Source organism: Pseudomonas acericola (SeqCode), assembly GCF_053456465.1.
Genome location: NZ_JBRFJB010000016.1, coordinates 1 through 23,479 on the forward strand (window position 1 = coordinate 1; position 23,479 = coordinate 23,479).

Sequence of the window (23,479 nt, forward strand, 5' to 3'; positions counted from 1 at the left end):
AACAGCGTAAGGCGCCACAGCTACAACGGATACCATTCGCCAATAGCAGCAGAAAAGTTAGCGGCGTGAGAACCGAAAAGAATGTCCGAAATTACTGGACCAGTTCAGCTTGCCTGCGATAGCGGTGGGTCAGCCAAGCCTATATAGACTGACAGTCCGCCATCGCAGGCAAGCCAGCTCCCACATGTTTAGTCCTGCGGCTGGATCTGAAATTCGCCATCCACATCCTTGACCAACCCACTGGCCAAAAACAACGGCGCCAACCGCTTGTGCAATTGCGGCTCTACAAACTCCTTCACCGTATCCAGCCCCAGCACGCCGCTCAACGCCAGCTCAGCCTTGGTGTACGACAACCACGCCTTCTTCAACACCTGCAACACATCGCTACCCGCCGTGGTGGCGAAGCGGCGGTGGGTGGGTTTGCCGTCAAAGGTAAAGGTGTGCTGGAACGCATAACCTGTTTCATCGCCACCGCTGGCGGTGCAGCGGATGCAGGTGCACGGGCCCTCGCCGAAAGCAGCGCGCAGGTAGCTGTTGAAGTCCACCACGGGTTTGAGTGACAGGCGCTTATCCACCTCGAACAGGTCTCCGGTCATTTTTTCGTCAGTGTTCAACGGGCATTTCCTCGCAGGTTCGGCGGTTTTTCAAAGCGCGGCACAATAGCAGCCGAGCGCCGGTTTGTGGGGGATTAATCAACGGCTCAGGCTGCAATCAAGCTGCGCTTGATCCAGTCATACAAATCATTGCCCTCGCTGGACAACTCGCTGTTGGCCCGTCGGCACAGGTAATACTGGCGGCCATCATTCACCTCCAGCTCAAACAACTTCACCAACTCGCCACTGGCCACCAGCGGCGCTACCAAGGGTTCGCGCAGTAAGGCGCAGCCGAGGCCGGTGAGGGTTGCCGTCAGCGCAAGCTGGCCATCTTCCAGCAGCAATCCATTCAACGCGGTGGCATCCACCTCGGCGGCTTCGAACCATTGGCCCCAGGTGCCGCGTTCTTCGTCGTGCAGCAGCGGCAGCTGGCTCAAGGCCTCGGGCGTGTCGATGGGCCCGTGCTGTGCCAGGAAGGTGCGGCTGCAATAGGGCGTCACTGCGCCGGAGATCAATGGCTCGCTGTGATAGCCCGGCCAATGCCCGGTGCCGAAGCGGATCGACAGGTCGGCCGCGTCGCTCGGGTAGCTGCGGTGGTTGGCGTAGGTCACGTTGATGTCCAGCGCCGGGTGATCCTTCAGGAAATGCGCCAGGCGTGGAATAAACAGGTTGATGCCAAATAGTGGGATCAGGCTGATGGTCACCTGGCGCGTGGCGCTTTTTTCGCGCACGTGTTCGGTGGCGCTGCGCAGCACGGCAAACGCCGAGCGAATCGCGCGGTAGTACTCACGGCCTTCGTCGGTGAGCACCAGGTTGCGACCCTGGCGCAAGGTCAGCGGTTGCTGCAGGAAATCTTCCAGCAAATGCAGTTGATGGCTGATGGCCGAGGCGGAAACCTCCAGCTCGCGCGCGGCGGCATTCACCCCGCCATGGCGCGCAAAGGCTTCGAAAGTGCGCACGGCACGCAGGGGAGGGTCATTGGCTAACTGTTCTGATTTATTCATGTATTGAATTAAATACTAAGTCTTGCGCCGAATAAAGAGCCATAAGAGCCGTATTTACGGCATAAATAGCCTATTTTCGCATTGATATAACCATATGACTTTCTGTTATTTGATAAAAACAGAATAGATGCTTAGTGTGCCGCCCTTGTACGCACTGAGGTCGATGGCTTTCATGGATGGGTTTATCCAACAACTGCTCAACGGTTTGATGACGGGCAGTCTCTACGCGCTGGTGGCCCTGGGTTACACCATGGTCTACGGCATCTTGCGCATCATCAACTTTGCCCATGGCGATGTGTTGATGATCGGCGCGCTGGTGGGCTTGTCGGTGATCCGTCTGTTGCAGGCCGCCTTTCCAGCCCTGGCGCCGATGCTGGTGTTGCTCTGCGCGACCCTCGTCGCCATGGTCTTTTGTGCGGTGCTGGCGGTAGTGATCGAGCGCGTGGCCTATCGCCGCCTGCGCCATGCCCCGCGCCTGGCGCCGTTGATCAGCGGCATCGGCGTATCGCTGCTGCTGCAAACCATTGCCATGCTGGTGTGGACGCGCAACCCGCAGATGTTCCCGCAATTGCTGCCCCTGGAGCCGATCGAAGTGCTGGCCGGCGCCTCCGCACACCCGGCCATCACCAACGCCACGGCGTTGACGACAATTGCCATCGCCTTGTCGGTGATGGTCGCGTTGCTGGTGCTGGTGGAGCGCACGCGCTTCGGCCGGGCCATGCGTGCCGTGGCGGAGAACCCGCAGGTCGCCAGCCTGATGGGCATCAGCCCGAACCGCATCATTGTCATCACCTTCGCCATCGGCGGCGCCCTGGCGGCACTCGCCGGGATCATGATGGCCAGCAACTACGGCAGCGCGCACTTCTACATGGGCTTCTTGCCCGGCATCAAAGCCTTTACCGCTGCGGTGCTGGGCGGCATCGGCAACCTCAAGGGCGCCATGCTCGGCGGCCTGCTGCTGGGCTTGATCGAAGCCCTCGGCACCGGCTACCTCGGTGCGGCTACCAACGGCGTATTCGGCAGTAATTACCAGGATGTGTTCGCCTTTATCGTGTTGATCGCGGTGCTGGTGTTCCGGCCTTCCGGGTTGTTGGGCGAACGTTTGGCGAGCCGCGCATGATCAAGTCCCTGACCCCCAACAAACGCGCAAGCCTGGGCCTGTTGCTGCTCGCCGTGGCCCTGGTGCTGGCACCGTGGATCGTCGGCCATGCGGGCGGCAACACCTGGGTGCGCACCCTCGACTTTGCCTTGCTGTACATCATGCTCGCCCTCGGCCTGAACATCGTGGTCGGCTACGCCGGGTTGCTGGACATGGGCTTTATCGCGTTCTACGCGGTGGGCGCCTACCTCGCCGCGTTGCTCTCGTCGCCCCATTTGCTGCAACAGTTCCCCGCGCTGGCGGCGTTGTTGCCAGCGGGCATGCACACCTCGATCTGGCTGATCCTGCCGATGGGTGCGCTGCTCGCGGCAGGTTTCGGCGTGGTGCTGGGCGCGCCGACCCTGCGCTTGCGCGGCGACTACCTGGCCATCGTCACCCTGGGCTTCGGCGAAATCATCCGCATCCTGCTGCGCAACCTCGACCGCCCGGTGAATATCACCAACGGCCCCAAAGGCATCGCCCAGGTCGATCCGGTCAGTCTGCTCGGCATCAACCTGGGGCGCACCCAAGAGTTGTTCGGCCTGCGCCTGCCGTCGGTGTACCTCTATTACTACCTGTTTGCGGCGTTGGTGGTGCTGATCCTGTTTGCCTGCATTCGCCTGGAGCGTTCGCGCATCGGCCGTGCGTGGGTGGCGATTCGTGAAGACGAAGACGCGGCCCAGGCCATGGGCATCAATACCGTGCGCCTCAAGCTGCTGGCGTTTGCCATTGGTGCGGCGTTCGGCGGCGTGAGCGGTGCGCTGTTCGCCTCGTTCCAGGGCTTTGTCTCGCCGGAATCCTTCACCTTGAACGAGTCCATTGCCGTGCTGGCGATGGTGGTGCTGGGCGGCATGGGCCATATCCCCGGGGTCATCCTCGGCTGCGTATTGCTGGCGGCCCTGCCCGAAGCGTTGCGCGCCAGCATGGGTCCGTTGCAGCAGACGCTGTTCGGCCAGGTGCTGGTGGACCCGGAAATCATCCGCCAGCTGTTCTACGGCCTGGCGTTGATTTTGGCGATGCTCTACCGACCCGCCGGATTGTGGCCCAAAGGAGTGGCACGATGAACGCACCGCTGTTGCAGATCGACAAGGTCAACAAACACTTCGGCGGCGTCGCGGCGCTGACCGACGTGAGCCTGAGCATCCAGCCCGGCGAGATCTACGGCTTGATCGGCCCGAATGGCGCGGGCAAGACCACCTTCTTCAACGTGATGACCGGCTTGTATACGCCGGACTCCGGGCGCTTCCAGCTCGATGGTCGCGACTACCAGCCCACCAGCGTGCACCAGGTCGCCGAGGCGGGGATCGCGCGTACCTTCCAGAACATCCGCCTGTTCAACGCGATGAGCGCCCTGGAAAACGTCATGGTCGGGCGCCATGTGCGCACCCGCAACGGCCTGTGGGCGGCCTTGAGTCAGCATCGCCGCGCCCGCGATGAAGAAGCGCAAACCCGCGCCCACGCTCATCGTTTGCTGGCCTACGTGGGCCTTGCCGGTTTCGCCAACTACCGCGCCGACAGCCTGAGCTACGGCCACCAACGTCGCCTGGAAATCGCCCGCGCCCTGGCCACCGAACCGCGCCTGCTGGCCCTGGATGAACCGGCGGCGGGCATGAACGCCAGCGAGAAAGTGCAACTGCGCGGCCTGCTGGAAAAGATCCGCGACGACGGCCACACCCTGTTGTTGATCGAACACGACGTCAAGTTGGTGATGGGCGTGTGCGACCGCATCAGCGTGCTGGATTACGGCCAGGTCATCGCCGTCGGCCCGCCCGCCGACGTGCGCCAGCACCCGGCCGTGATCCAAGCCTATCTGGGAGCCAGCGCGCATGTCTGAAGCACTGTTGAAAGTCGAAGGTTTGCAGGTGCGCTACGGCGCGATCGAAGCCGTCAAATCCTTGGACCTGCATATCAACGAAGGTGAGCGCGTCACGTTGATCGGCGCCAATGGCGCGGGCAAGACCTCCAGCCTCAAGGCACTCACCGGTTTGCTGCCGGCCACCAAGGGCGAGATCCGTTTTGCCGGGCACTCCATCCTCGGCCAGGCGCCGGAAAAACTGCTGCGCCAAGGCATCGCGATGGTCCCCGAAGGCCGTGGGATTTTCGCGCGCATGAGCGTGCTGGAAAACCTGCAAGCCGGCGCATTTTTGCGTCGCGACAACGTGCAGGTGCAGCGTGAAATGCGCCAGTTGTTCGAACACTTCCCCCGCCTGGAAGAGCGCCTGCACCAATCCGCCGGCCTGCTGTCGGGCGGCGAGCAACAGATGCTCGCCCTGGCCCGTGCGCTGTTGTCGCGCCCGCGCTTGCTGATCCTCGATGAGCCGTCCATGGGCCTGGCGCCGATCATGGTGGAGAAGATTTTCCAGGTGATCGACGACGTCTGCCGCCAGGGCATGACCCTGTTGTTGGTGGAGCAGAACGCGCGGCTGGCGCTGCAAGTCACCGACCGCGCCTATGTGATGGACACCGGGCGCATCAGCCTCACGGGCCCATCCCAGGATTTGCTTGAACACCCCGAGGTGCGCAGCGCGTACCTCGGCGAATAACCCAACCATGACGCTACCGGACGCCCGGCGTGTTCCGACCCGCCCGAAAAGAAGCAGGAACTACTGATGAGTATTTTGAAGAACACCGCATTGATCGGCCTGGCCCTGAGCAGTCTCGCCAGCGCCATGGCCCAGGCCGACCAGACCGTGCTGATCGGCCTGGCTGGCCCGCTGACCGGCCCGTCCGCCCGCATCGGCAAAGACCTGGAAAACGGTGCGAAACTGGCCATCGACCAAGCCAACGCCAAGCACCCGAAGATCAACGGCGAGGCCGTGACCTTCAAGCTGGTCTCCGAAGACGACCAGTCCGACCCGCGCACCGCCGTCACCGTGGCGCAGCGCCTGGTAGATGAAGGGGTGGTCGGTGTGGTCGGCCATTGGAACACCGGCACCAGCATTCCGGCCGCGCGGGTTTATCACGACGCCGGGATTGCGCAGGTGGCACCGGTTGCCACCGGTCACGCCTACACCCAGCAGGGTTTCGACACCAGTTTCCGCATCATGGGCCATGACGACGACGGCGGTCAGGTCGCCGGTGATTACGCGTTGAACACGCTGAAAGCCAAGCGCATCGCCGTGATCGACGACCGCACCGCATTCGGCCAGGGCCTGGCGGACCAGTTCGTCAAAGCCATCGAAGCCGGTGGCGCGAAAGTCGTCGGTCGTGAATACGTGGACGACAAGACCATCGACTTCAGCGCCGTGCTCACCAATATCCGCAGCCAGAACCCGGACCTGATCTTCTTCGGCGGCGTCGACTCCCAGGCTGCACCGCTGGCGCGACGCATCAAGCAACTGGGAATCAAGGCACCGCTGATGGGCGCCGGTGGTTTTGTCAGCCAGACGTTCCTGGAGTTGGCGCAGAACGAAGGCGAGGGCGTGATTGCCCTGGAGCCGGGCCTGGCGATTGCGCAGATGCCGGGTGGCAAGGCCTTCGAGCAGGCTTACAAAGAGCGCTACAAGGCCAACATCGAACTGCACGCGCCGTTCGCCTATGACGGCGTTGGCGTGCTGGTAGCAGCGATTGAACAGGCTGACTCGGTTGAACCGCAGAAATACCTGCCGGTGCTGCGCGCCATCAGCTACCCGGGTGTGACGGGGACTATCGCGTTTGATGCGCAAGGCAACTTGAAGAAGCCGTCGTTCACCGTGTACCAGGTCAAAGCCAACCAATGGCAGCCTGTAAGCGTCGCCGGCGGTAAATAACTGGGTCGACTGTGGGAGCTGGCTTGCCTGCGATGGCGGTATACCTGCCAATGATGTGCAGGCTGGCACACCGCCATCGCAGGCAAGCCAGCTCCCACATTTGACGGTGTGTACCTAGTCGACTGTGTGCACACATTGGATTGGAGGAGAGATGAAATGAGCAAACTGGAAGGTGAACTGGGCATTCTCGCCCGGCGGCGGATCGAAGCCGAAATCATCAAGCCGATCTACGAGATTCTCAAGCGCGAGCAGGGCAAGGACTTTGCCGCTGCCGTGATCGGCGAAGCGGTGGGCAACGCGGCGATCCAGGCGGGCAAGCATTTTGCGTCGCTGGAAGAGCAGGCCGACCTCAAGAGCTTTGTCGAACTGCAAGTGCTCTGGGAAAAGGACGACGCGCTGAAAGTCGAGATCATCGCCAGCGACGCCGAGCACTACGACTACGACGTCAAGCGCTGCCGCTACGCCGAGATGTACACCGAGATGGGCCTGGGCGAGATCGGCCACTTGCTGTCGTGCAACCGCGACGAGCTGTTTATCGTCGGCTACAACCCGGATATCGAACTGACCCGCACCCAGACCATCATGGGCGGCGACCATCGCTGTGATTTCCGCTACCGGGCCAAACCCCATGAATAATCTGGCGCGGGTCAACGGCGAGCGTTTGTGGGACTCGCTGATGGACATGGCGCAGATCGGCGCCACCGAAAAGGGCGGCGTCTCGCGCTTGGCGCTGACGGATGAAGACCGTCGTGGGCGCGACCTGTTCGTGCAATGGTGCGAGGCTGCCGGGTGCAGCATTCGCGTGGACGGCATGGGCAATATCTTCGCCCGTCGCGCCGGGCGCTTTGATGACCTGGCGCCGGTGCTGACCGGTTCCCATGGCGACTCCCAGCCCTTTGGCGGCAAGTACGACGGCATCTACGGCGTGCTCGCCGGGCTGGAAGTGCTACGCACCTTGAACGACCTCGGCATCGAGACCGACCGGCCGATCGAGGTGGTCAACTGGACCAACGAAGAAGGCTCGCGCTTTGCCCCGGCGATGATTTCGTCGGGGGTCTACGCCGGGGTGTTTGACCTGGAATACGGCCTGTCCCGCGAAGACAAAAACGGCGTGAGCATTGGCCAGGCGTTGCAGCAGATCGGCTATGCCGGCCCGCACCCGGTGGGTGGCCAGGCGGTGCATGCGGCGTTTGAACTGCATATCGAGCAGGGCCCGATCCTTGAAGCGCAAGGCATCACCATCGGCGTGGTCACCGGTGCACAGGGCCAGCGCTGGTATGAAGTCGAATTGAAGGGGCGCAGCGCCCACGCCGGCACCACGCCGATGGACCATCGCCTTGACGCCTTGCTCGGCTTCGCCCGCGTGGTCGAGGCGGTAAACGGCCTGGGCCTGGAACAAGGCGCCGAAGGGCGCGCCACGGTGGGCATGGCGAATATCTTCCCCAACTCACGCAACGTCGTGCCGGGGCGGGTATTTTTCAGCGTGGAATTCCGCCACCCGGACGAAGCCGTGTTGGCGCGCCAGGACCAGCAACTGCGCGAATCGGTGGCGCAGATCGCCGACGGGATCGGCTTGCAGCACAGCGTGAAGCAGATCTTCCAGTACGCGCCGATCGCGTTTGACGCTGATTGCGTGGACGTGGTGCGGGCGTCTGCCGAGGCGTTGGGTTACAGCCATCGCCCAATGATTTCCGGCGCGGGGCACGATGCCTGCTACCTCAACCAGGTGGCGCCGACCGCGATGATTTTTGTGCCGTGTGTGGATGGGTTGAGCCATAACGAGGCGGAGGAGATCTCGCCTGAATGGTCGACTGCGGGGGCGGATGTGTTGCTCCGGGCGATATTGGCCAAGTCCCATATCTAACAGACTCATACAAATCAAAATGTGGGAGCTCATACACCTGCAAGTCAGCGAAAGAACTCCCCCGGCGTCGCATCAAACTGCTGGCGAAACGCATTGATAAACGCCGAGGTCGATTCATACCCACACCCCAACGCCACATCCGTCACCCGCTCGCCTTGTTCCAGGGCGGGCAGGGCGGTGAGCAGGCGCAAGCGCTGGCGCCAGGCGCGGAAGGTCAGCCCGGTGTCGCTCAAGAACAGGCGGCTCAGCGTCTTTTCACTCACCGCCAATTTGCGGCTCCAGTCACCCAGGGTGGTCTGCTGCTCTGGGTGCAGGTTCAAGCTGCGGTAGATCTGCCGCAAGCGCGGGTCCATGGGCAGCGGCAGCATCAAGTCCACTTGGGGTGCTGCGGCCAGTTGGTCCAGCAGCACTTGGGCCAGGCGCCCCTCCGCGCCGTCTTCGGCATAGGCCACCGGCAGTTCGCTGAAGCTGCGGATCAACTCGCGTAGCAAGCTGCTTACCTCCAGCACATGGCAACGCGCATCCGCCCAGGAAGTCACGCTGCAATCGAGGTACAGGCTGCGCATCTCGGTGCGCGGCGAACTGAACACGCGGTGGGGCATGCCCGCCGGAATCCATACGGCGCGTTGCGGCGGTGCGACAAAGCGGCCGACGCTGGTCTGAATCTCCAGCACCCCGGAAATCGCGTACGACAACTGCACCCACGGGTGGCTGTGGCGCCGGGTCAAGGCGCGATTGGGCAATGATTCGGTGCGCCCATACACCGGCCGTGGCAGGCTGGAAAGCCCGGGCACGCTACGGCGCACGGTTTTGTCATGTCCTTTAGGCGGCATTTGTTGGCTCATTGGCGTTAGTCGGTAACAAGCCGTTACGTTAGAGTCGCCGAGACGCTCTTGGCAACCCCTGGAAGAACTCACTTATGACCCGTCCGCGCTTTCTCCCCGACAACTTCACCCTGACCCTGATCGCCACGGTGATCCTCGCCTCGCTGTTGCCCGCTAGCGGCCAGACCGCCGTGGCCTTTGGCTGGGTCACCAACCTGGCCATCGCGCTGCTGTTTTTCCTGCACGGCGCCAAGCTGTCGAACCAGGCCATCATCGCCGGTGCCGGCCACTGGCGCCTGCATCTGTTGGTGTTCAGCCTGACCTTCGTGCTGTTCCCGCTGCTGGGCCTGGCGCTCAAGCCACTGTTGTCGCCGCTGATCGGCAAAGACCTGTACATGGGCATGCTGTACCTCTGCGCGCTGCCGGCCACGGTGCAATCGGCGATTGCCTTTACGTCCCTGGCGCGGGGCAATATCCCGGCGGCGATTTGCAGCGCGGCGGCGTCGAGCCTGTTTGGCATCTTCCTCACGCCGCTGCTGGTGACGCTGTTGCTCAACGTCCACGGCGAAGGCAGCAACACCCTCGACGCTATCCTCAAGATCAGCGTGCAACTGCTGCTGCCGTTTATCGCCGGGCAGATCGCCCGGCGCTGGATTGGCGCGTGGGTAGGGCGCAACAAGTCCTGGCTCAAATTCGTCGATCAAGGCTCGATCCTGCTGGTGGTCTACGGCGCATTCAGCGAAGCGGTCAATGAAGGCATCTGGCACAAGATCCCCCTGTGGGAACTGGGCGGCCTGGTGGTGGCGTGCTGTGTGTTGCTGGCGCTGGTATTGGTGGCGTCGACGGTGCTGGCCAAGGCGTTCGGCTTTAACCAGGAAGACCGCATCACCATCCTGTTCTGCGGTTCGAAGAAGAGCCTGGCGACGGGCGTGCCGATGGCCCAGGTGCTGTTCGCCGGGGCAACCATGGGCGTGCTGATCCTGCCGTTGATGCTGTTTCACCAGATCCAGCTGATGGTCTGCGCGGCGCTGGCCCAGCGCTATGCACAACGGCCCGAGTCGGTGGCAGAACTGATGGGGCAGGTTGATCCCTGAGCAGCCGTTTGCCGCAGTGGCGCCCTCAAGTCTTGGGCTAATCGGACGACTACCTTCTTAATCACCCAAGAAGGAGCGTCGAGATGAACAACGTTAAGCGTTTGTCACTGGTTAGCGGGTTTTTTGCGGTGTGGGCGGGCAGTTGCCTGGCAGCATCGGGCGGGGTCATTCAATTTCGCGGCAGTATTGTCGAGCCGGGCTGCAATGCGGTGACATCGGGCGGTTCGACGATGGAGTTGAAGGGCTGTCCGCAGGCTTTTCGCGGTGGTCGGTTTGATGTGCAACCGATTCGCAGCGTGCAGGCGGTGGGCGATGCATCGGTCAGCGTCAAGCTGGTTACGGACAGCGGTAGCGGGCGATATTACGACCAGCGGTATGTGCTGGTGGATTCACAGGGAAAGCCGGTTCAGACTGGGCTCTACGTGGTCACCCTGACCGCCCCGTGATGAAACTGATGGCTTTTTGATCAGGATCAGCGCCAACAGACGGGCGAGAAACCTATAGAATGCTCGACGGCGGCGCTTGTCCTGGGTAGCCGTTTGATCATCGTCCGAGTACCGCGCCTTTCAATGAGCATTTCAGCCGCAACCCCCCAAGCCAACTGGCAACCGGTCATCGCCCTCGCGTTGGCCGCGTTTGTATTCAATACCACCGAATTCGTCCCCGTCGGGCTGCTCAGCGCCATTGGCGCGAGCTTTGACATGCCGGTGTCGAGCGTCGGCCTGATGCTCACGATCTATGCCTGGATTGTGTCCCTGACGTCGCTGCCGGTGATGCTGCTGACCCGCAACGTCGAGCGGCGCAAGTTGCTGATCGTGCTGTTCTGCATGTTTATCGCCAGCCATGTCCTGTCCAGCGTGGCCACCAGCTTTGGTCTGCTGATGGTCAGCCGCATTGGCATTGCGTTGTCCCATGCGTTGTTCTGGTCGATCACCGCGTCGCTGGCCGTGCGCCTGGCGCCGGCCGGCAAACAGGTGCAAGCCCTCGGCCTGTTGGCCACCGGTACGTCCCTGGCGATGGTGTTGGGTATTCCCCTGGGCCGCCTGCTCGGCGAGGCCATGGGGTGGCGCACCACGTTCCTGGTGATCGGCGCCTTCGCCGCCGCGCTGGTGTTCTGGCTGGCGCGCACCTTGCCGCTGTTGCCGAGCCAGAACTCCGGCTCGTTGCGCAGCCTGCCGCTGCTGTTCAAACGCCCGGCGCTGGTGGCGCTTTATGTGCTCACCGCCCTGACCGTGACGGCGCAGTTCACCGCCTACAGCTACATCGAACCCTTCGTCGAAGGCGTGGCCGGCATGAGCGGCAGTGCCGTGACCCTGATCCTGCTGGTGTTTGGTGGCGCGGGTATTATCGGTTCGCTGCTGTTCAGCCTGGTGCACCGCTTCAACCCCCATCTGTTCGTGGTCGGCGCGGTGTCCATCCTGGCCGCGTGCCTGGCGCTGATGCTGCCGCTAAGCGGGGCCGAATCCTATCTCGTCGGCCTGAGCATTTTCTGGGGCATGGCAATCATGGGCTTTGGCCTGGCGATGCAGTCCAAGGTGCTGGTGCTGGCGCCGGACGCGACCGACGTGGCCATGGCGATGTTTTCCGGTATCTACAACATCGGCATCGGCGGCGGTGCGTTGATGGGCAGCTGGGTCGGCAGCCAATTCGGCTTCGCCTGGATCGGCGCGGCGGGCGGCTTGTTGGCGGCGCTGGCGTTGATCGGCTATTGCCTGGCGATCCGCAAGTTTGGGCAGGGTGTGTCACCCAGCTAAAACCAGACAAGTCTTACAGGGCGCCTCGATGCCCATTGCTACCGTCGCCCAGGACCGCCCACGCCCTGTGGTGACGGCACTTGAACAGCAATGGAGTCGATTGTGCAAAAGCGTTTGACCGCGGAGTTTCTGGGTACTTTCTGGCTGACCTTCGGCGGCTGTGGCAGCGCCATCCTGGCGGCGGCATTCCCGGAGTTGGGTATTGGTTTTGTCGGTGTGTCCCTGGCGTTCGGCCTTACGGTGTTGACCATGGCCTATGCGGTGGGCGGTATCTCGGGTGGGCATTTCAATCCGGCAGTGACCGTTGGCCTGTGGGCCGGGCGTCGTGTGGCGGGCGTTGACGTGCTGCCCTACATTGCGGCACAGGTGTGTGGGGCGATTGGCGCGGCGGCGGCGTTGTACCTGATCGCCAACGGCCAGGAGGATTTTGTCGTAGGTGGATTTGCTGCCAACGGCTATGACGCCTTGAGCCCGGGCCACTTCGACATGAAGGCTGCCTTGCTGGCTGAATTGATCGCCACGTTCTTCTTTGTCTTCATCATCATGCGCGCGACCGCCCCGGGCGCGGTGGCCGGGTTTGCGCCGATTGCCATCGGCCTGGCGCTGACCTTGATTCACCTGGTCCTGATTCCGGTGACCAACACTTCGGTAAACCCGGCACGCAGCACCGGGCCGGCGTTGTTTGCAGGTGGTGAGTATATTGCGCAGCTGTGGCTGTTCTGGCTGGCGCCGATGGTGGGTGGGGTGTTGGGTGCGCTGGCGGCGCGTGGGCTGACTGAGCGCGGTTAAACGGGCTGGCTGTATAACCTGTGGGAGCGGGCTTGCCCGCGATTGCGATTCGTCAGCAACGGACGTGTTGGCTGATACACCGCTATCGCGGGCAAGCCCGCTCCCACATTTTTTTTGACTGCCTCTGGTCTTACGGCTTCCAGGTCTGCACATCCTTGGCATCGACCGCTTTGGGCAGCAAGCCCGCCTTGAAAAACGCATCGGCAATCTTCTGCTGTTCGCCCAGTTGATCCACCGTCACCGGCTGCACTTGATAGCTGCGGTGCGCATTGGCCGCTTCCACCGTGGCCACGTCCAGATTGCCCCACAGCGGGCCAAGCACTTTCGCCGCGTCCTGTGGGTTGGCCTTGACCCATTGGCCGGTCTTTTCCAGCTGCTCATACACCACCTTCAATACCTCGGGATGGGCTTTGGCGTAGGGCGTGCCGGTCAAGTAATAGCGCTTGTAGCTGGCCAGCCCGGCGCCGTCCGCCAGAGTGCGGGTCGGCAGCTGGCGTTGCACGCCGGTGAGGAAGGGTTCCCAGGTGACCCAGGCATCCACCTTGTTGTTCTCGAACGCGGCGCGGCCGTCGGCGGGTGACAGGTAGGCGGGTTCGATATCGGCGAATTCCAGACCCGCTTTGGCCAGCGCGGCGATCAGCAGGTAGTGGGTGCCGGCGGCTTTGGTGACGGCGATTTTCTTGCCTTTCAAATCGCCGAGCTGCTGGATCGGCGAGTCTTTGCGCACCACGATGGCCTGGGCCGAAGGCGAGGGCGCTTCCTGGGCAAAGTAGGTGAGCTTGGCCTGGGCGGCCTGGGCGAAGATCGGCACGGTGTCGGCGACGTCGGCGCTGATGTCGACGTTGCCTACGTTCAGGGCTTCGAGCAGGGGCAGGCCGCTGGGGAATTCGTGCCAGGTTACGTCGATGTGGTTGGCTTTGAGGGCTTTTTCCAGGGTGCCCTGGGTTTTTAGCAGGGTGATCAGGGTGGAGGATTTTTGGTAGCCGATGCGTAGGGTTTCTTGGGCTTCGGTGGTGGCGGCTATTGAAAAGGCCAGTAAGCCTAAGACCGCGATGAGGGGACGACGTATGGACATGGGGGAGCTCGATCGTTAGTGGAATAGCGATGAGATTAAAGTTCTAAAAACTGTTCGTTAAATACTCTTTCGGTCTGACGGGGTACATATCCGTTATTTAGGTAACGGCGGCTTATGGTTCCGCCCTTACGGCGGCTCACTTTGGAAAAGCCCCAAAGTAAGCAAAGGGCTCTTGCCCCAACACTCGGCACCTCGCCTAGGCTCGGTGTGCCCGAACGCAGGCTTGAATCCGTGGGCCGCCGCCACGCGCCATCCATGGCGCGGGGCGGCTAACCCGGCGTCCTGCCGGGTTACCCACGGATTCAAGCCTGCGTTCGGCCAGCGTGTTTGACGGGGCAAGTAAGATCAAAAGCAAGAGCGCGGCGGCCTGAAAGCCGACCGATTTTTTGTGTCGATCTCGGTTCAAAATGTGGGAGCTGGCTTGCCTGCGATGCAGACACCTCGGTACATCAGGCACACCCAGTTGATGCCATCGCAGGCAAGCCAGCTCCCACAGGAGACCGCGCACGCTTCATCTATCAGGTCGGCTGTCAGGCCGCCTCGCTTTGTTTTTGATTTTGATCTTAGGCGCCCCGTCAAACACGCTGGCCGGAATTCGACATGGATTTGGGGGGTAAACCGGCAGGGATGCCGGTTTAGCCGCCCCGCGCCATGGATGGCGCGTGGCGGCGGCCCCCCAAATCCATGTCGGATTACGGGCATGCCGAGCCTAGGCGAGGCACCGAGTGTTGGGGCAAGAGCCCTTTTGGTTACTTTTGGGGCTCTTTTCCAAAAGTGACCCGCCGTAAGGGCGGAACCATAGGTGGCCGTTACCCAAACAACGGATATGTACACAAAAAGACCGCCATCGCAGGCAAGCCAGCTCCCACATTCAACCGTGTTCACAACCCCATTATCCCAGGCAAAAAAAACCGGCTGATCAGGCCGGTTTGGGATTCCCTGCAAACAATGCAGGCTTACACGTGGCTACTCAGCAGACGCTCCGCCCCGCCTTCAGCCAAACGACGCTCCTGCAACCGATCGGAACCACCTTCCGCCAAGCGACGCTCTTGCAGACGATCGGAACCACCTTCCGCCAAGCGACGTTCCTGCAACCGATCCGAGCCGCCTTCAGCAACACGACGTTCCAGCAGCCGTTCCGCGCCGCCTTCCGCAACACGATTACCTTGCAGGCGTTCAGCCCCCCCTTCAGCAACCAGCGAATGAGCAAAAGCATTTACAGCCACTACCGAAAAAGCAAGTCCAAGCAAGATTTGGCGTTTCATGATGATGTGCTCCAAGTGTTTTAGTTAAGTGTTTCGGGGTATGGATTCAATGTTACGCGCCGCAGTTTTTAAGAGAACTTCATTGCACTGATGGTGACTATCGACACCAGCGATGGCTGCTCAAGGCATCCGTGGCAACTCCTGAGGGCGCAGGTCAAACACCAGCACCTCGGCATCGTCACCCTGGCTCACACGGATCTGCCGCTCATCACGCACACGAGCACCGTCACCTTCCTCAAAGCGCTGCCCATTGATCTCAACACTGCCCCGGGCCACATGGATGTACGCATAGCGGTCCGCCGCCAAATCCAGGGTCGCGCTTTCGTCACCGCTGAACAGCCCGGCATACACCCGCGCATCCTGGCGTACGTTGAGTGACCCCTCGGCACCGTCCGGCGAGATGATCAACTGCAAACGCCCACGTTTCTGCGCCTCACTGAAGTGCTCCTGTTGATAGCGCGGTTCAGCGCCGACTTCATTGGGCACGATCCAGATTTGCAGGAAGTGCACGCCACGGTTTTGGCTGTGGTTGAACTCGCTGTGGGCCACGCCGCTGCCGGCGCTCATCAGTTGCACATCGCCGGGGCGGATCACCGAGCCGGTGCCCAGGGTGTCCTTGTGTTCCAAGGCACCTTCAAGCACGTAGGAGAAAATCTCCATGTCGCGGTGCGGGTGCTGGCCGAAGCCTTTACCGGCGGCGACGCGGTCGTCGTTGATCACCAGCAGGTCGGAGAAACCCTGTTCTTTCGGGTTCCAGTAGTTGGCGAACGAGAAGGTATGAAACGACTTCAACCAACCGTGATTGGCGGCGCCGCGTTCGGAAGCTTTGCGAAGGGTCAGCATGATCTTGTCCTCAAGTGAGCGCGGGCTGCGAAGTGCAGGGCGCTGGCGTTGAGAAGAAGGTTAATGGTTATCGGAATATTCATTAAGAAGGTGGAATCTGAATGACTGTCTCGATCAGGTTGACAATAAAAGGCATGCCATAATGCCCGCCTGTACCTTATTCGACGGACGTTCCACCCTATGAAAACCGTGGCCATGGCGCTGTTCCCCGACTTCCTGCTGCTCGACATGGCCGGGCCGCTTGAAGTGTTCTCCATTGCCAACCGCTACCTGCCGGCGGCCGATCATTACCGCATCCTCACCCTGGGCACCGAACCCGGCGCGTTGCGTGCCTCCAACGGCGTGCTGGTGCAGCCCGACCTGCTGCTGGAGCAGGCCGTTGATGCCTATGACCTGTTGCTGGTACCCGGCGGCCCTGGGGCCTATAACGAGTGCCATCCCGCGCTATTGCCGTGGCTCAAGGCTGCCGCCCCCAAGGCGCGGCGCTTTGGTTCGATCTGCACTGGCGCGTTTGTATTGGGACACGCCGGGCTGCTCGACGGCCACCGCGTGACCACCCACTGGCACTACACCGAACGGCTGATCCAGGGCTTTCCCAAGGCCGTCGTCGAGACCGATCGCATCTACTTGCAGGATGGCCGCTTGATCACCTCGGGCGGCGTGACGGCCGGCATCGACCTGGCGCTGTCAGTGGTAGCCCAAGACCACGGCAAGCAGGTCGCGGTGGACGTGGCCAAGGTGCTGCTGGTGGTGATGAAACGCCAGGGCGGCCAGGCGCAGTTCAGTCCGATGACCGCCGCAGTGGCGCCCCAGGAAACGCCGATCACGCGGGTACAGAACCATGTGCTGGCGCAGTTGGATCAGCCGTTCACCATCGATTCCATGGCCGACCTGGCGGGCATGAGCGCGCGCCACTTCGCCCGGGTATTTGCCAAGGAAGTGCACATGACGCCCATGGCATTTTTGCAAGGTGCACGTATCGACCGCGCCCGGCACCTGCTGGAAACCACCGACCTGCCGCTGAAGACCGTGGCCTTCCACGCCGGTTTCGGCAGCGTGCGCTACATGCGTTTTCTGTTCAGCGAAAAACTCGGCCTCAACCCGACCCAGTACCGCCAGCAGTTCAGTTAAGGCCGATATGGCCGTCTGGCGCACCTCAAAGTCCGTGTGGCTCCCCGTGCCAGCATTGTCCTGTCACGGCGAGGTGGCAAGATAGCGCCAAGCCCATGGAAAAGGATGCGCAAACGCCCAAGGCCGGGTGTTTCAGCGCTTTATCGACATGCACAACGCGCCCACGGTGAGCTTCGGCCGCTACACCTTTCACCCGCAGCAGCGCCTGGTCAGCAAGGCGGGCTGGCCGGTGCCGCTGGGCGGACGGGCGCTGGAGATTCTGGCGGTGTTGCTGGAAGCACCGGGGCAGTTTGTCAGCAAGGACAGCCTGATCGCCCGCGTGTGGCCCAACAGCGTGGTGGAAGAGAACAACCTGCGCGTACACATCGCGGCCCTGCGCCGTGCCTTCGATTGCCAACCCTGCATCATCAACGACCCCCAGCGCGGCTACAGTTTTGTCGCGCCGCTGCACAGCGCTGCGCCTGCGGCCAAGCCCCGGCACAACTTGGCCGTACGGCTAAGCCCGCTGATCGGTCGCGATGAAGTACTGGGGATGTTGGTGCGGCGCTTGTCCGGGCAACGCCTGATGACCTTGACCGGTTGCGCCGGCGTGGGCAAAAGCAGCCTGGCGTTGGCCCTGGCCGAACGCGTGTTGCCGCGTTATCGCGATGGCGTGTGGTGGGTGGACCTGGCAACGGTGCAAGCGCCGACGCAAATGCTCCGCCATCTGGCCAAGGCGTTGGATTTGGAACCCTGCGCCAGTGCACAGGCATTGTGCAAACCGCTGGCCACGCGCCAACTGCTGTTGGTGCTCGATGGTGCCGACTTGCTGCTCAGCGCCTGCCGTCACCTGGTGCGCACACTGGCGCAGTACGCGCCGCAGGTGAGCGTGTTGCTCAGCAGCCGCGAAGCCTTGCACTTGCCCGGTGAGTGGGTGCAATGCGTGCCCAGGCTGGCGCTGCCGACGCCGTGTGGCTGGGGCAGTGTCGAGCAGGCGCTGGCCGCTCCCGCCGTGCAGTTGTTGGTGGCGCGGGTGCGCGCCAGCCAGCAGGGCTTTGTGTTGCGCGCCCAGGACCTGGCGCCCCTGCGGGATATCTGCCGGAGTCTCGATGGCATTCCCTTGGCCCTGGAGCTGGCGGCGGCCCAGGTCGAAGCCCTGGGTCTACACGGCGTGCAGACGCAATTGCGCAGCAGCTTGCAGGTGTTGACGCGGGGCCGCCGCACGGCGGTTGAACGTCATCAATCCTTCGCCGCTGCGCTGGATTGGAGCTACGCGCGCCTGAGCCTGCCGGAGCGTTGGCTGTTCCTGCAATTGGGCTTGTTCAAGATGGCCGTGACCTTGCCCACGCTGACCGCGTTGGTGGCGGGCACCGAACTGGAACACGCCGACCTGCCGTACCTGCTGGCGCGGCTGGTGGGCCTGTCGTTGCTGGCCCAGGAGCCAGGTCCCGGTCCCGCGCGTTATCGGTTGCTCAACAGCCTGCGCAGCTACGCCTTGGCGCAACTGCGCGACCCCGAACAAGTGGCGCGTTTGCAGGCCGGCTACGGGCATTACCTGGGGCCGTTTTCAGGCCGGTCGTTTGTCCTGCAACTCGTCGAGCAGGCCGCGTACGCGGAGTAGGTCGGCGGTTGCAAAACCTTCGCTGAAACGCCCGTACACCGACGCCAGCAGATCCCGCGCCGCCTGCACGCGGCCCTGGCTCTGCCACAACCGGGCCAACGCCGTGGCGCTGCGCAACTCCCAGGCCAGCGCGCCTTGCTGGTGCGCCAGGCCGAGGGCTTCCAGCAGCAGGGCTTCGGCGGCACGGCTGTCGCTGAGGCTTTCGGCGCGTACCCGCAGGATCTCCGCCGTGCACCAGCCGGCCCCGCCGTTTCGGGCGCGTTCGAACACGGCGTCGCTCACCTCGATCGCGTTGAAGGTCACGAGAATATCTTCCACCAGCCCCAAGCCTTGCACATCGGCGATCCGCGTCGTGCCGGCGTAACAGCGCGCCCAGGTGTGGAACAGCTGCACCGAGTGTTTTTGTGCCTGTTGCAGCAGCAGGTCCATGTGCGCGCGGGTCGCGGCGGTGTCGCCGTTGTAGCGGGCGATCACCACGCCGGCCAGGGCCAGGGTGTAGCAGATCGACGTGCCATGGTTGATCTGCAACGCGAGTGCCAGCGCCTGGTCGGCGATACGCGCGGCGCGCTCGGGGAAACCCCGTAGCCACAGGATGCGCGCGAGGATGGTCAACGACGCCACGCTCTGGTCGTACTGTACGCCGAAGCCATGGGTAAAGCGGTTCAGATGGCCGCTCTGGGCCATGCGCTGGATCACCTGCTCGGCGTTGTGCAAGGCCAGCGCCTGGTTGCCGGCGAAGTGCTGCGCGAGCACCCGCAGGCGTTGTGCGCTGAGGTCCAGCAAGGGTTCGGCCTGCGGCCCCAGTTGGTCGAAGTGCAGGCTCTGCGCCAGGGCTTCGCGGTAGTTGCCGCAGCACAGGTTGACCGCCATATGCCCCGACACCGCACGCAGTTGGCCGGCGAGGTCCTTGCCCGCTTCGGCCAGGCGCCGCGCACAAGCGAAGGCGTCGATGGTCTGCGGCGTGCCGCCCTGGGTGTGATAGGAAAAACTGCCCAGCGCCAGTTGCAAGGCCATATGCAGGCGCTGGCTCGGCGCGGCCGATTGCGCCAGCCGTTCCAGGGCCTTGCCCACGTACAAACCGTGTTCGCGCAGCAGCGACAACTCCTGCCACAGCGGCATGGCGCTGACGGTGAGACGAATGCCCAACAAGTGCACGCCATGCTCGCCAAGGCCCCAGTCGAGGGCGGCGCGGATGTCTTCGCGCAGGGGCGCATAGCGGTCGATCCACGGTTGGGTCGCGGTCAGTTCCCAATCGTCCTGCGCCTGGTTCATCAGGCTCAGGCAACGCTCGGCGTGGCGTGCGCGGGTCACGTCGAGTTCGCCGGCGCTGCTGAGTTTTTCCAGGGCGTAGGTGCGCGTGATGTCGTGCAGGCGGTAGACCACCTCGTCATCGCCGGCCTCGACATTGAGCAAGGATTTGGCCACCAGCTGCGTGATGGAGCCCAGCACTTCGAGGGGCGCCACCTGTTCCCCGGCGATCACCGCCGCCGCGCTGGCCAGACTGAAGCCGCCACGGAATACCGCAAGACGACGCAGGCAAATCTGCTCGCAGCCGGTGAGCAGCGCGAAGCTCCAGTCCAACGTGGCGCGCAGGGTTTGCTGGCGGGGCAGGGCACTGCTGCGGCCACGGGTGAGCAGGCGGAAGTTGTCTTCCATCTGCACCAGCAGGCCCGGCAGGCCGAAGCGTTCGATCTGCGCGGCGACCAGTTCGATCGCCAGGGGAATGCCGTCCAGACGCTGGCAGATATCGATGGCCAGCGGCAGCTCGGCGTCGCTGAGGGCAAAGCTGTCCTGATGGGACATCGCCCGTTCGATCAGCAATTGCAGGGCCGGGTAACCGAGGGCCTGGGCGCGGTTGCCGGTGGCGGGCGGGCACGCCAGCGGCTCCAGGCGCTGCACGGATTCACCCTCGGCACGCAGCGCTTCGCGGCTGGTGGCGATGATGTGCAACTCGGGCGCGTGGCGCAGCAGGGTTTCGCTGATCAGCGCGATGTCGTCCAACAGGTGCTCGCAGTTGTCGATCACCACCAGCAATTGCCGGGCGTGCAGGCTGCGGGCAAGGCTGAGCAACGGCTCCTGCTCGGCGAGGGTGAGGTCGAGCAGGGCGGCGAGGTTGGGGAGGATCATCGATGGCGCGCTCAACGGCGCCAGGTCGAGCAGGCGAATACCGTCGCGGTAATGCCCGATCAGCAACTCCGCAACGCGCAGCGCCACGGTGGTCTTGCCGATGCCGCCGGCGCCGGTGAGGGTGATGAAGCGCTGTGTGGGCAGTTGCTGCACCAGCGCATCGATCAACGCCTGGCGGCCGATCATGCGCGTGCGCCGCAGCGGCAGGTTGTGGCACGGGCGTTGCGGTGCGCCTTCGGCGGGCAGGCTCATGGGTTCGATGCTCAGTGGCGCGACAAAACTGTAGCCACGCTGGGCCACGGTCACGATATAGCGCTGCCCGGCCTGGCCATCGCCCAAGGCCTTGCGCAGCGCGGCCATATGCACCCGCAGGTTGCCGTCCTCCACCACGCTCTTGGGCCACACGCGGGCGATCAATTCCTGCTTGCTCACCACATTGCCGGCCTGCTCCAGCAGGATCAGCAGGATCTCCACGGCACGTCGTCCCAGGCGCAGCGGGCGGCCGCCTTCCAACACCAGGCGCTGGCGCGGGTGGATGCGGTAGGGGCCGAACTGCACGGCCTGGTCGCTGAGGTCATTCATGGCGGCCATGCTCTGGGAAAAGGGTGTGGCCAGCATATTCCAGGCGTGTGCCAACCACTAGGCCGCAATCACTTGCGGCCTGTGACGCAATTGGTGATTTCGCCAGGTCATCGGGTTGACGCCTTCGCTGCGGGTGAACATGTGACAGAAGTGCGCCTGGTCGCAAAAGCCGCACTCCAGGCTGATCTGCGTGAGGCTCAAGTCGGAACCGGTGATCAACTCTTTGGCGCGCTGGATGCGCTGTTGGCGAATCCATTCCTGCGGCGACAGCCCGGTGGTGCACTTGAACGCCCGGGAAAAATGGCTGCGTGACAGCGCGCAGGCCTGGGCCAGTTCGGCAATCGCCAGGCTTTCACCGAGGTTGGCGAGGATCAATTGTTTGGCAATCCGCTCGCGCCGGGCACACAGGCCGCCGGTCGCGGATAAACGGGGAGCAGTGTGCTCAAGTCGGGCCATGACGGATATCCGCAGTCGATGGGAGCGTTCCCGGTGAATGGATGCAGTGTAGACCGACACATTCTTGGCGCCAGACCGTCTGGCTGACGAGTTAATCGTTGTTAATTTCGCCAGGTGCTGGCGTTGAAAAGACAGCACAGCGGTGCAATCCAGACCGCGTTTTGCGTGCTTATCTGGCGGCTCGCCAACCGTTTGGATACCGCTATGAACCGCAACGACCTGCGCCGCGTCGATATGAACCTGTTGGTGATTTTCGAAGCGCTGATGTTCGAGAAGAACCTGACCCGGGTCGCCGAAAAACTCTTCATGGGCCAACCGGCGGTGAGTGCGGCATTGGGGCGCTTGCGCGACCTGTTCGACGACCCGTTGCTGCTGCGTAACGGGCGGGGCATGGAGCCCACGCCACGCGCCGTGGCGATACTCAAGGAGTTGCAACCGGCCATGGACATCATCTCGGGCGCCGTCAGCCGCGCCAAGGATTTCGACCCTTCCACCAGCTGCGCGGTGTTTCGCATCGGGCTGTCCGACGATGCCGAGTTCGGCCTGTTTCCGCCGTTGCTCAGCCAACTGCGTGAGGAGGCACCGGGGATTGTCGTGGTGGTGCGTCGCGCCAATTACCTGCTGATGTCGGCGTTGTTGGCCAGTGGCGAGATTTCGGTGGGGGTGAGTTACACCACGGAATTGCCGGCGAATGCCAAGCGCAAGAAGCTGCGGGATATTCCATGCAAGGTGTTGCGGGGGGACGGGGGTACATCGCCGCTGACCCTGGATGACTATTGCGAGCGGCCCCATGCGATGGTGTCGTTTTCGGGCGATCTGAGCGGCAATATCGATCTGGATTTGGCCCGGATCGGACGGGCGCGGCGGGTGGTGTTGGCGGTGCCGCAATTCAGTGGGTTGCGGGCGTTGTTGGCGGGGACGCAGATTATTGCGACCGTGCCGGATTATGCGGCGTGTGCGTTGACCGAGGGGGCGGCGTTACGGGCGGAGGATCCACCGTTTGCGATTGAGGCGGCGGAGTTGTCGATGGTGTGGAGTGGGGTGCATGACAATGATCCGGCTGAGAGGTGGTTGCGGTTGAGGATTGCTGAGCATATGGCGCGGGTGCTTTAGGGTTTTGTGTACATATCCGTTGGTTAGGTAACGGCGACTTATGGTTCCGCTCTTACAGCGGGTCACTTTGGAAAAGCCCCAAAGTAACCAAAGGGCTCTTGCCCCAACACTCGGCACCTCGCCTAGGCTCGGTGTGCCCGAACGAAGGCTTGAATCCGTGGGCCGCCGCCATGCGCCATCCATGGCGCAGGGCGGCTAACCCGGCGTCCTGCCGGGTTACCCACGGATTCAAGCCTGCGTTCGGCCAGCGTGTTTGACGGGGCAAGTAAGATCAAAAGCAAAAGCGCGGCGGCCTGATAGCCGACCGGTATTTCTCATGGTGTTCACTCTTCAACTGTGGGAACCGGCAACTGTGGGAGCTGGCTTGAACTGGCCTAATGAATTTGGACACATCAATAGGGCGCTATGATGGCGCCCAAACCTGAGGTGTGCAGATGATGCGAAAGTCCTATTCCAGCGAGTTCAAGCTCAATGCCGC

At 62.8% G+C, this 23,479-nt stretch carries 22 protein-coding genes; 14 read left to right on the plus strand and 8 right to left on the minus strand.

The window, feature by feature from the left end:
• Positions 1-188 precede the first annotated feature (188 nt).
• On the minus strand, positions 189-614 hold the full coding sequence (locus ACU688_RS27955) for a hypothetical protein (RefSeq protein WP_448187209.1): 426 nt from the start codon (positions 612-614) through the stop codon (positions 189-191).
• Between the two features lie 86 nt (positions 615-700).
• Positions 701-1,597 (minus strand): LysR substrate-binding domain-containing protein, encoded by an 897-nt coding sequence (locus ACU688_RS27960; protein ID WP_448187210.1) that lies wholly within the window; start codon positions 1,595-1,597, stop codon positions 701-703.
• 172 nt (positions 1,598-1,769) lie between these two features.
• Between ACU688_RS27960 and ACU688_RS27965 the strand changes: the two genes are divergently transcribed.
• From ACU688_RS27965 to ACU688_RS27995, 7 genes are all read left to right on the plus strand, one after another.
• On the plus strand, positions 1,770-2,717 hold the full coding sequence (locus ACU688_RS27965; protein ID WP_448187227.1) for a branched-chain amino acid ABC transporter permease: 948 nt from the start codon (positions 1,770-1,772) through the stop codon (positions 2,715-2,717).
• Positions 2,714-3,799, plus strand: a complete 1,086-nt coding sequence (locus tag ACU688_RS27970) for an ABC transporter permease subunit (RefSeq protein WP_448187211.1) — start codon at positions 2,714-2,716, stop codon at positions 3,797-3,799. The genes ACU688_RS27965 and ACU688_RS27970 overlap by 4 nt, the downstream gene beginning before the upstream one ends.
• The gene (locus tag ACU688_RS27975) at positions 3,796-4,569 is read left to right on the plus strand and encodes an ABC transporter ATP-binding protein (RefSeq protein ID WP_207043981.1); all 774 of its coding nucleotides are present in this window, start codon (positions 3,796-3,798) and stop codon (positions 4,567-4,569) included. Before ACU688_RS27970 ends, ACU688_RS27975 begins: the two co-directional genes overlap by 4 nt.
• Complete coding sequence (locus ACU688_RS27980) at positions 4,562-5,278, plus strand: ABC transporter ATP-binding protein (protein ID WP_448187212.1); 717 nt, start codon at positions 4,562-4,564, stop codon at positions 5,276-5,278. The genes ACU688_RS27975 and ACU688_RS27980 overlap by 8 nt, the downstream gene beginning before the upstream one ends.
• A gap of 66 nt (positions 5,279-5,344) precedes the next feature.
• Positions 5,345-6,484: a branched-chain amino acid ABC transporter substrate-binding protein gene (locus ACU688_RS27985; RefSeq protein WP_448187213.1), complete on the plus strand. Its 1,140-nt coding sequence runs from the start codon at positions 5,345-5,347 to the stop codon at positions 6,482-6,484.
• A 156-nt stretch (positions 6,485-6,640) separates the two neighbouring features.
• Positions 6,641-7,120 carry an L-2-amino-thiazoline-4-carboxylic acid hydrolase gene (locus ACU688_RS27990; protein WP_124527990.1) on the plus strand — a complete coding sequence of 160 codons (480 nt, stop codon included), beginning with the start codon at positions 6,641-6,643 and terminating at the stop codon, positions 7,118-7,120.
• Positions 7,113-8,348: a M20 family metallo-hydrolase gene (locus tag ACU688_RS27995; protein ID WP_448187214.1), complete on the plus strand. Its 1,236-nt coding sequence runs from the start codon at positions 7,113-7,115 to the stop codon at positions 8,346-8,348. The genes ACU688_RS27990 and ACU688_RS27995 overlap by 8 nt, the downstream gene beginning before the upstream one ends.
• Positions 8,349-8,392: 44 nt before the next feature.
• Here the strand turns inward: ACU688_RS27995 and ACU688_RS28000 are convergent, their stop codons facing one another.
• Positions 8,393-9,181, minus strand: coding sequence for an AraC family transcriptional regulator (locus tag ACU688_RS28000; protein WP_448187215.1), 789 nt, complete (start codon positions 9,179-9,181; stop codon positions 8,393-8,395).
• An 86-nt stretch (positions 9,182-9,267) separates the two neighbouring features.
• Between ACU688_RS28000 and ACU688_RS28005 the strand changes: the two genes are divergently transcribed.
• From ACU688_RS28005 to aqpZ, 4 genes are all read left to right on the plus strand, one after another.
• On the plus strand, positions 9,268-10,266 hold the full coding sequence (locus ACU688_RS28005) for a bile acid:sodium symporter family protein (protein ID WP_448187216.1): 999 nt from the start codon (positions 9,268-9,270) through the stop codon (positions 10,264-10,266).
• A gap of 83 nt (positions 10,267-10,349) precedes the next feature.
• The gene (locus ACU688_RS28010; protein WP_448187217.1) at positions 10,350-10,712 is read left to right on the plus strand and encodes a type 1 fimbrial protein; all 363 of its coding nucleotides are present in this window, start codon (positions 10,350-10,352) and stop codon (positions 10,710-10,712) included.
• 123 nt (positions 10,713-10,835) lie between these two features.
• Positions 10,836-12,020 carry a sugar transporter gene (locus ACU688_RS28015; RefSeq protein WP_448187218.1) on the plus strand — a complete coding sequence of 395 codons (1,185 nt, stop codon included), beginning with the start codon at positions 10,836-10,838 and terminating at the stop codon, positions 12,018-12,020.
• Between the two features lie 90 nt (positions 12,021-12,110).
• Positions 12,111-12,809, plus strand: a complete 699-nt coding sequence (aqpZ, locus tag ACU688_RS28020) for an aquaporin Z (protein WP_448187219.1) — start codon at positions 12,111-12,113, stop codon at positions 12,807-12,809.
• Positions 12,810-12,939: 130 nt separating this feature from the next.
• Here the strand turns inward: aqpZ and ACU688_RS28025 are convergent, their stop codons facing one another.
• From ACU688_RS28025 to ACU688_RS28035, 3 genes are all read right to left on the minus strand, one after another.
• Positions 12,940-13,884: an aliphatic sulfonate ABC transporter substrate-binding protein gene (locus ACU688_RS28025; RefSeq protein WP_448187220.1), complete on the minus strand. Its 945-nt coding sequence runs from the start codon at positions 13,882-13,884 to the stop codon at positions 12,940-12,942.
• A gap of 956 nt (positions 13,885-14,840) precedes the next feature.
• A complete protein-coding gene (locus tag ACU688_RS28030; protein WP_448187221.1) occupies positions 14,841-15,149 on the minus strand; it encodes a hypothetical protein in 309 nt (102 codons plus the stop codon).
• Between the two features lie 120 nt (positions 15,150-15,269).
• Positions 15,270-15,992, minus strand: a complete 723-nt coding sequence (locus ACU688_RS28035) for a pirin family protein (protein ID WP_448187222.1) — start codon at positions 15,990-15,992, stop codon at positions 15,270-15,272.
• Between the two features lie 180 nt (positions 15,993-16,172).
• On the opposite strand from ACU688_RS28035, the gene ACU688_RS28040 reads away from it, so the two are divergent.
• Positions 16,173-17,123, plus strand: a complete 951-nt coding sequence (locus tag ACU688_RS28040; RefSeq protein ID WP_448187223.1) for a GlxA family transcriptional regulator — start codon at positions 16,173-16,175, stop codon at positions 17,121-17,123.
• 148 nt (positions 17,124-17,271) lie between these two features.
• Positions 17,272-18,723, plus strand: coding sequence for an ATP-binding protein (locus tag ACU688_RS28045; RefSeq protein ID WP_448187224.1), 1,452 nt, complete (start codon positions 17,272-17,274; stop codon positions 18,721-18,723).
• Here ACU688_RS28045 and ACU688_RS28050 read toward each other — a convergent pair.
• Together ACU688_RS28050 and ACU688_RS28055 are read right to left on the minus strand one after the other, a co-directional pair.
• On the minus strand, positions 18,670-21,432 hold the full coding sequence (locus ACU688_RS28050; RefSeq protein WP_448187228.1) for an ATP-binding protein: 2,763 nt from the start codon (positions 21,430-21,432) through the stop codon (positions 18,670-18,672). The genes ACU688_RS28045 and ACU688_RS28050 overlap by 54 nt on opposite strands.
• Positions 21,433-21,489: 57 nt before the next feature.
• Positions 21,490-21,888 carry a helix-turn-helix domain-containing protein gene (locus ACU688_RS28055; protein WP_448187225.1) on the minus strand — a complete coding sequence of 133 codons (399 nt, stop codon included), beginning with the start codon at positions 21,886-21,888 and terminating at the stop codon, positions 21,490-21,492.
• 204 nt (positions 21,889-22,092) lie between these two features.
• Between ACU688_RS28055 and ACU688_RS28060 the strand changes: the two genes are divergently transcribed.
• A complete protein-coding gene (locus ACU688_RS28060) occupies positions 22,093-23,001 on the plus strand; it encodes a LysR family transcriptional regulator (RefSeq protein ID WP_448187226.1) in 909 nt (302 codons plus the stop codon).
• The last annotated feature ends 478 nt before the right edge of the window (positions 23,002-23,479 follow it).

Coding starts and splice junctions, on each gene's coding strand:
- ACU688_RS27960 (WP_448187210.1), bottom strand. CDS start 1,597: ATGAATAAATCAGAACAGTTAGCCAATGACCCTCCCCTGCGTGCCGTG.
- ACU688_RS27965 (WP_448187227.1), top strand. CDS start 1,770: ATGGATGGGTTTATCCAACAACTGCTCAACGGTTTGATGACGGGCAGT.
- ACU688_RS27970 (WP_448187211.1), top strand. CDS start 2,714: ATGATCAAGTCCCTGACCCCCAACAAACGCGCAAGCCTGGGCCTGTTG.
- ACU688_RS27975 (WP_207043981.1), top strand. CDS start 3,796: ATGAACGCACCGCTGTTGCAGATCGACAAGGTCAACAAACACTTCGGC.
- ACU688_RS27980 (WP_448187212.1), top strand. CDS start 4,562: ATGTCTGAAGCACTGTTGAAAGTCGAAGGTTTGCAGGTGCGCTACGGC.
- ACU688_RS27985 (WP_448187213.1), top strand. CDS start 5,345: ATGAGTATTTTGAAGAACACCGCATTGATCGGCCTGGCCCTGAGCAGT.
- ACU688_RS27990 (WP_124527990.1), top strand. CDS start 6,641: ATGAGCAAACTGGAAGGTGAACTGGGCATTCTCGCCCGGCGGCGGATC.
- ACU688_RS27995 (WP_448187214.1), top strand. CDS start 7,113: ATGAATAATCTGGCGCGGGTCAACGGCGAGCGTTTGTGGGACTCGCTG.
- ACU688_RS28000 (WP_448187215.1), bottom strand. CDS start 9,181: ATGCCGCCTAAAGGACATGACAAAACCGTGCGCCGTAGCGTGCCCGGG.
- ACU688_RS28005 (WP_448187216.1), top strand. CDS start 9,268: ATGACCCGTCCGCGCTTTCTCCCCGACAACTTCACCCTGACCCTGATC.
- ACU688_RS28010 (WP_448187217.1), top strand. CDS start 10,350: ATGAACAACGTTAAGCGTTTGTCACTGGTTAGCGGGTTTTTTGCGGTG.
- ACU688_RS28015 (WP_448187218.1), top strand. CDS start 10,836: ATGAGCATTTCAGCCGCAACCCCCCAAGCCAACTGGCAACCGGTCATC.
- aqpZ (WP_448187219.1), top strand. CDS start 12,111: ATGGAGTCGATTGTGCAAAAGCGTTTGACCGCGGAGTTTCTGGGTACT.
- ACU688_RS28025 (WP_448187220.1), bottom strand. CDS start 13,884: ATGTCCATACGTCGTCCCCTCATCGCGGTCTTAGGCTTACTGGCCTTT.
- ACU688_RS28030 (WP_448187221.1), bottom strand. CDS start 15,149: ATGAAACGCCAAATCTTGCTTGGACTTGCTTTTTCGGTAGTGGCTGTA.
- ACU688_RS28035 (WP_448187222.1), bottom strand. CDS start 15,992: ATGCTGACCCTTCGCAAAGCTTCCGAACGCGGCGCCGCCAATCACGGT.
- ACU688_RS28040 (WP_448187223.1), top strand. CDS start 16,173: ATGAAAACCGTGGCCATGGCGCTGTTCCCCGACTTCCTGCTGCTCGAC.
- ACU688_RS28045 (WP_448187224.1), top strand. CDS start 17,272: ATGCACAACGCGCCCACGGTGAGCTTCGGCCGCTACACCTTTCACCCG.
- ACU688_RS28050 (WP_448187228.1), bottom strand. CDS start 21,432: ATGAATGACCTCAGCGACCAGGCCGTGCAGTTCGGCCCCTACCGCATC.
- ACU688_RS28055 (WP_448187225.1), bottom strand. CDS start 21,888: ATGGCCCGACTTGAGCACACTGCTCCCCGTTTATCCGCGACCGGCGGC.
- ACU688_RS28060 (WP_448187226.1), top strand. CDS start 22,093: ATGAACCGCAACGACCTGCGCCGCGTCGATATGAACCTGTTGGTGATT.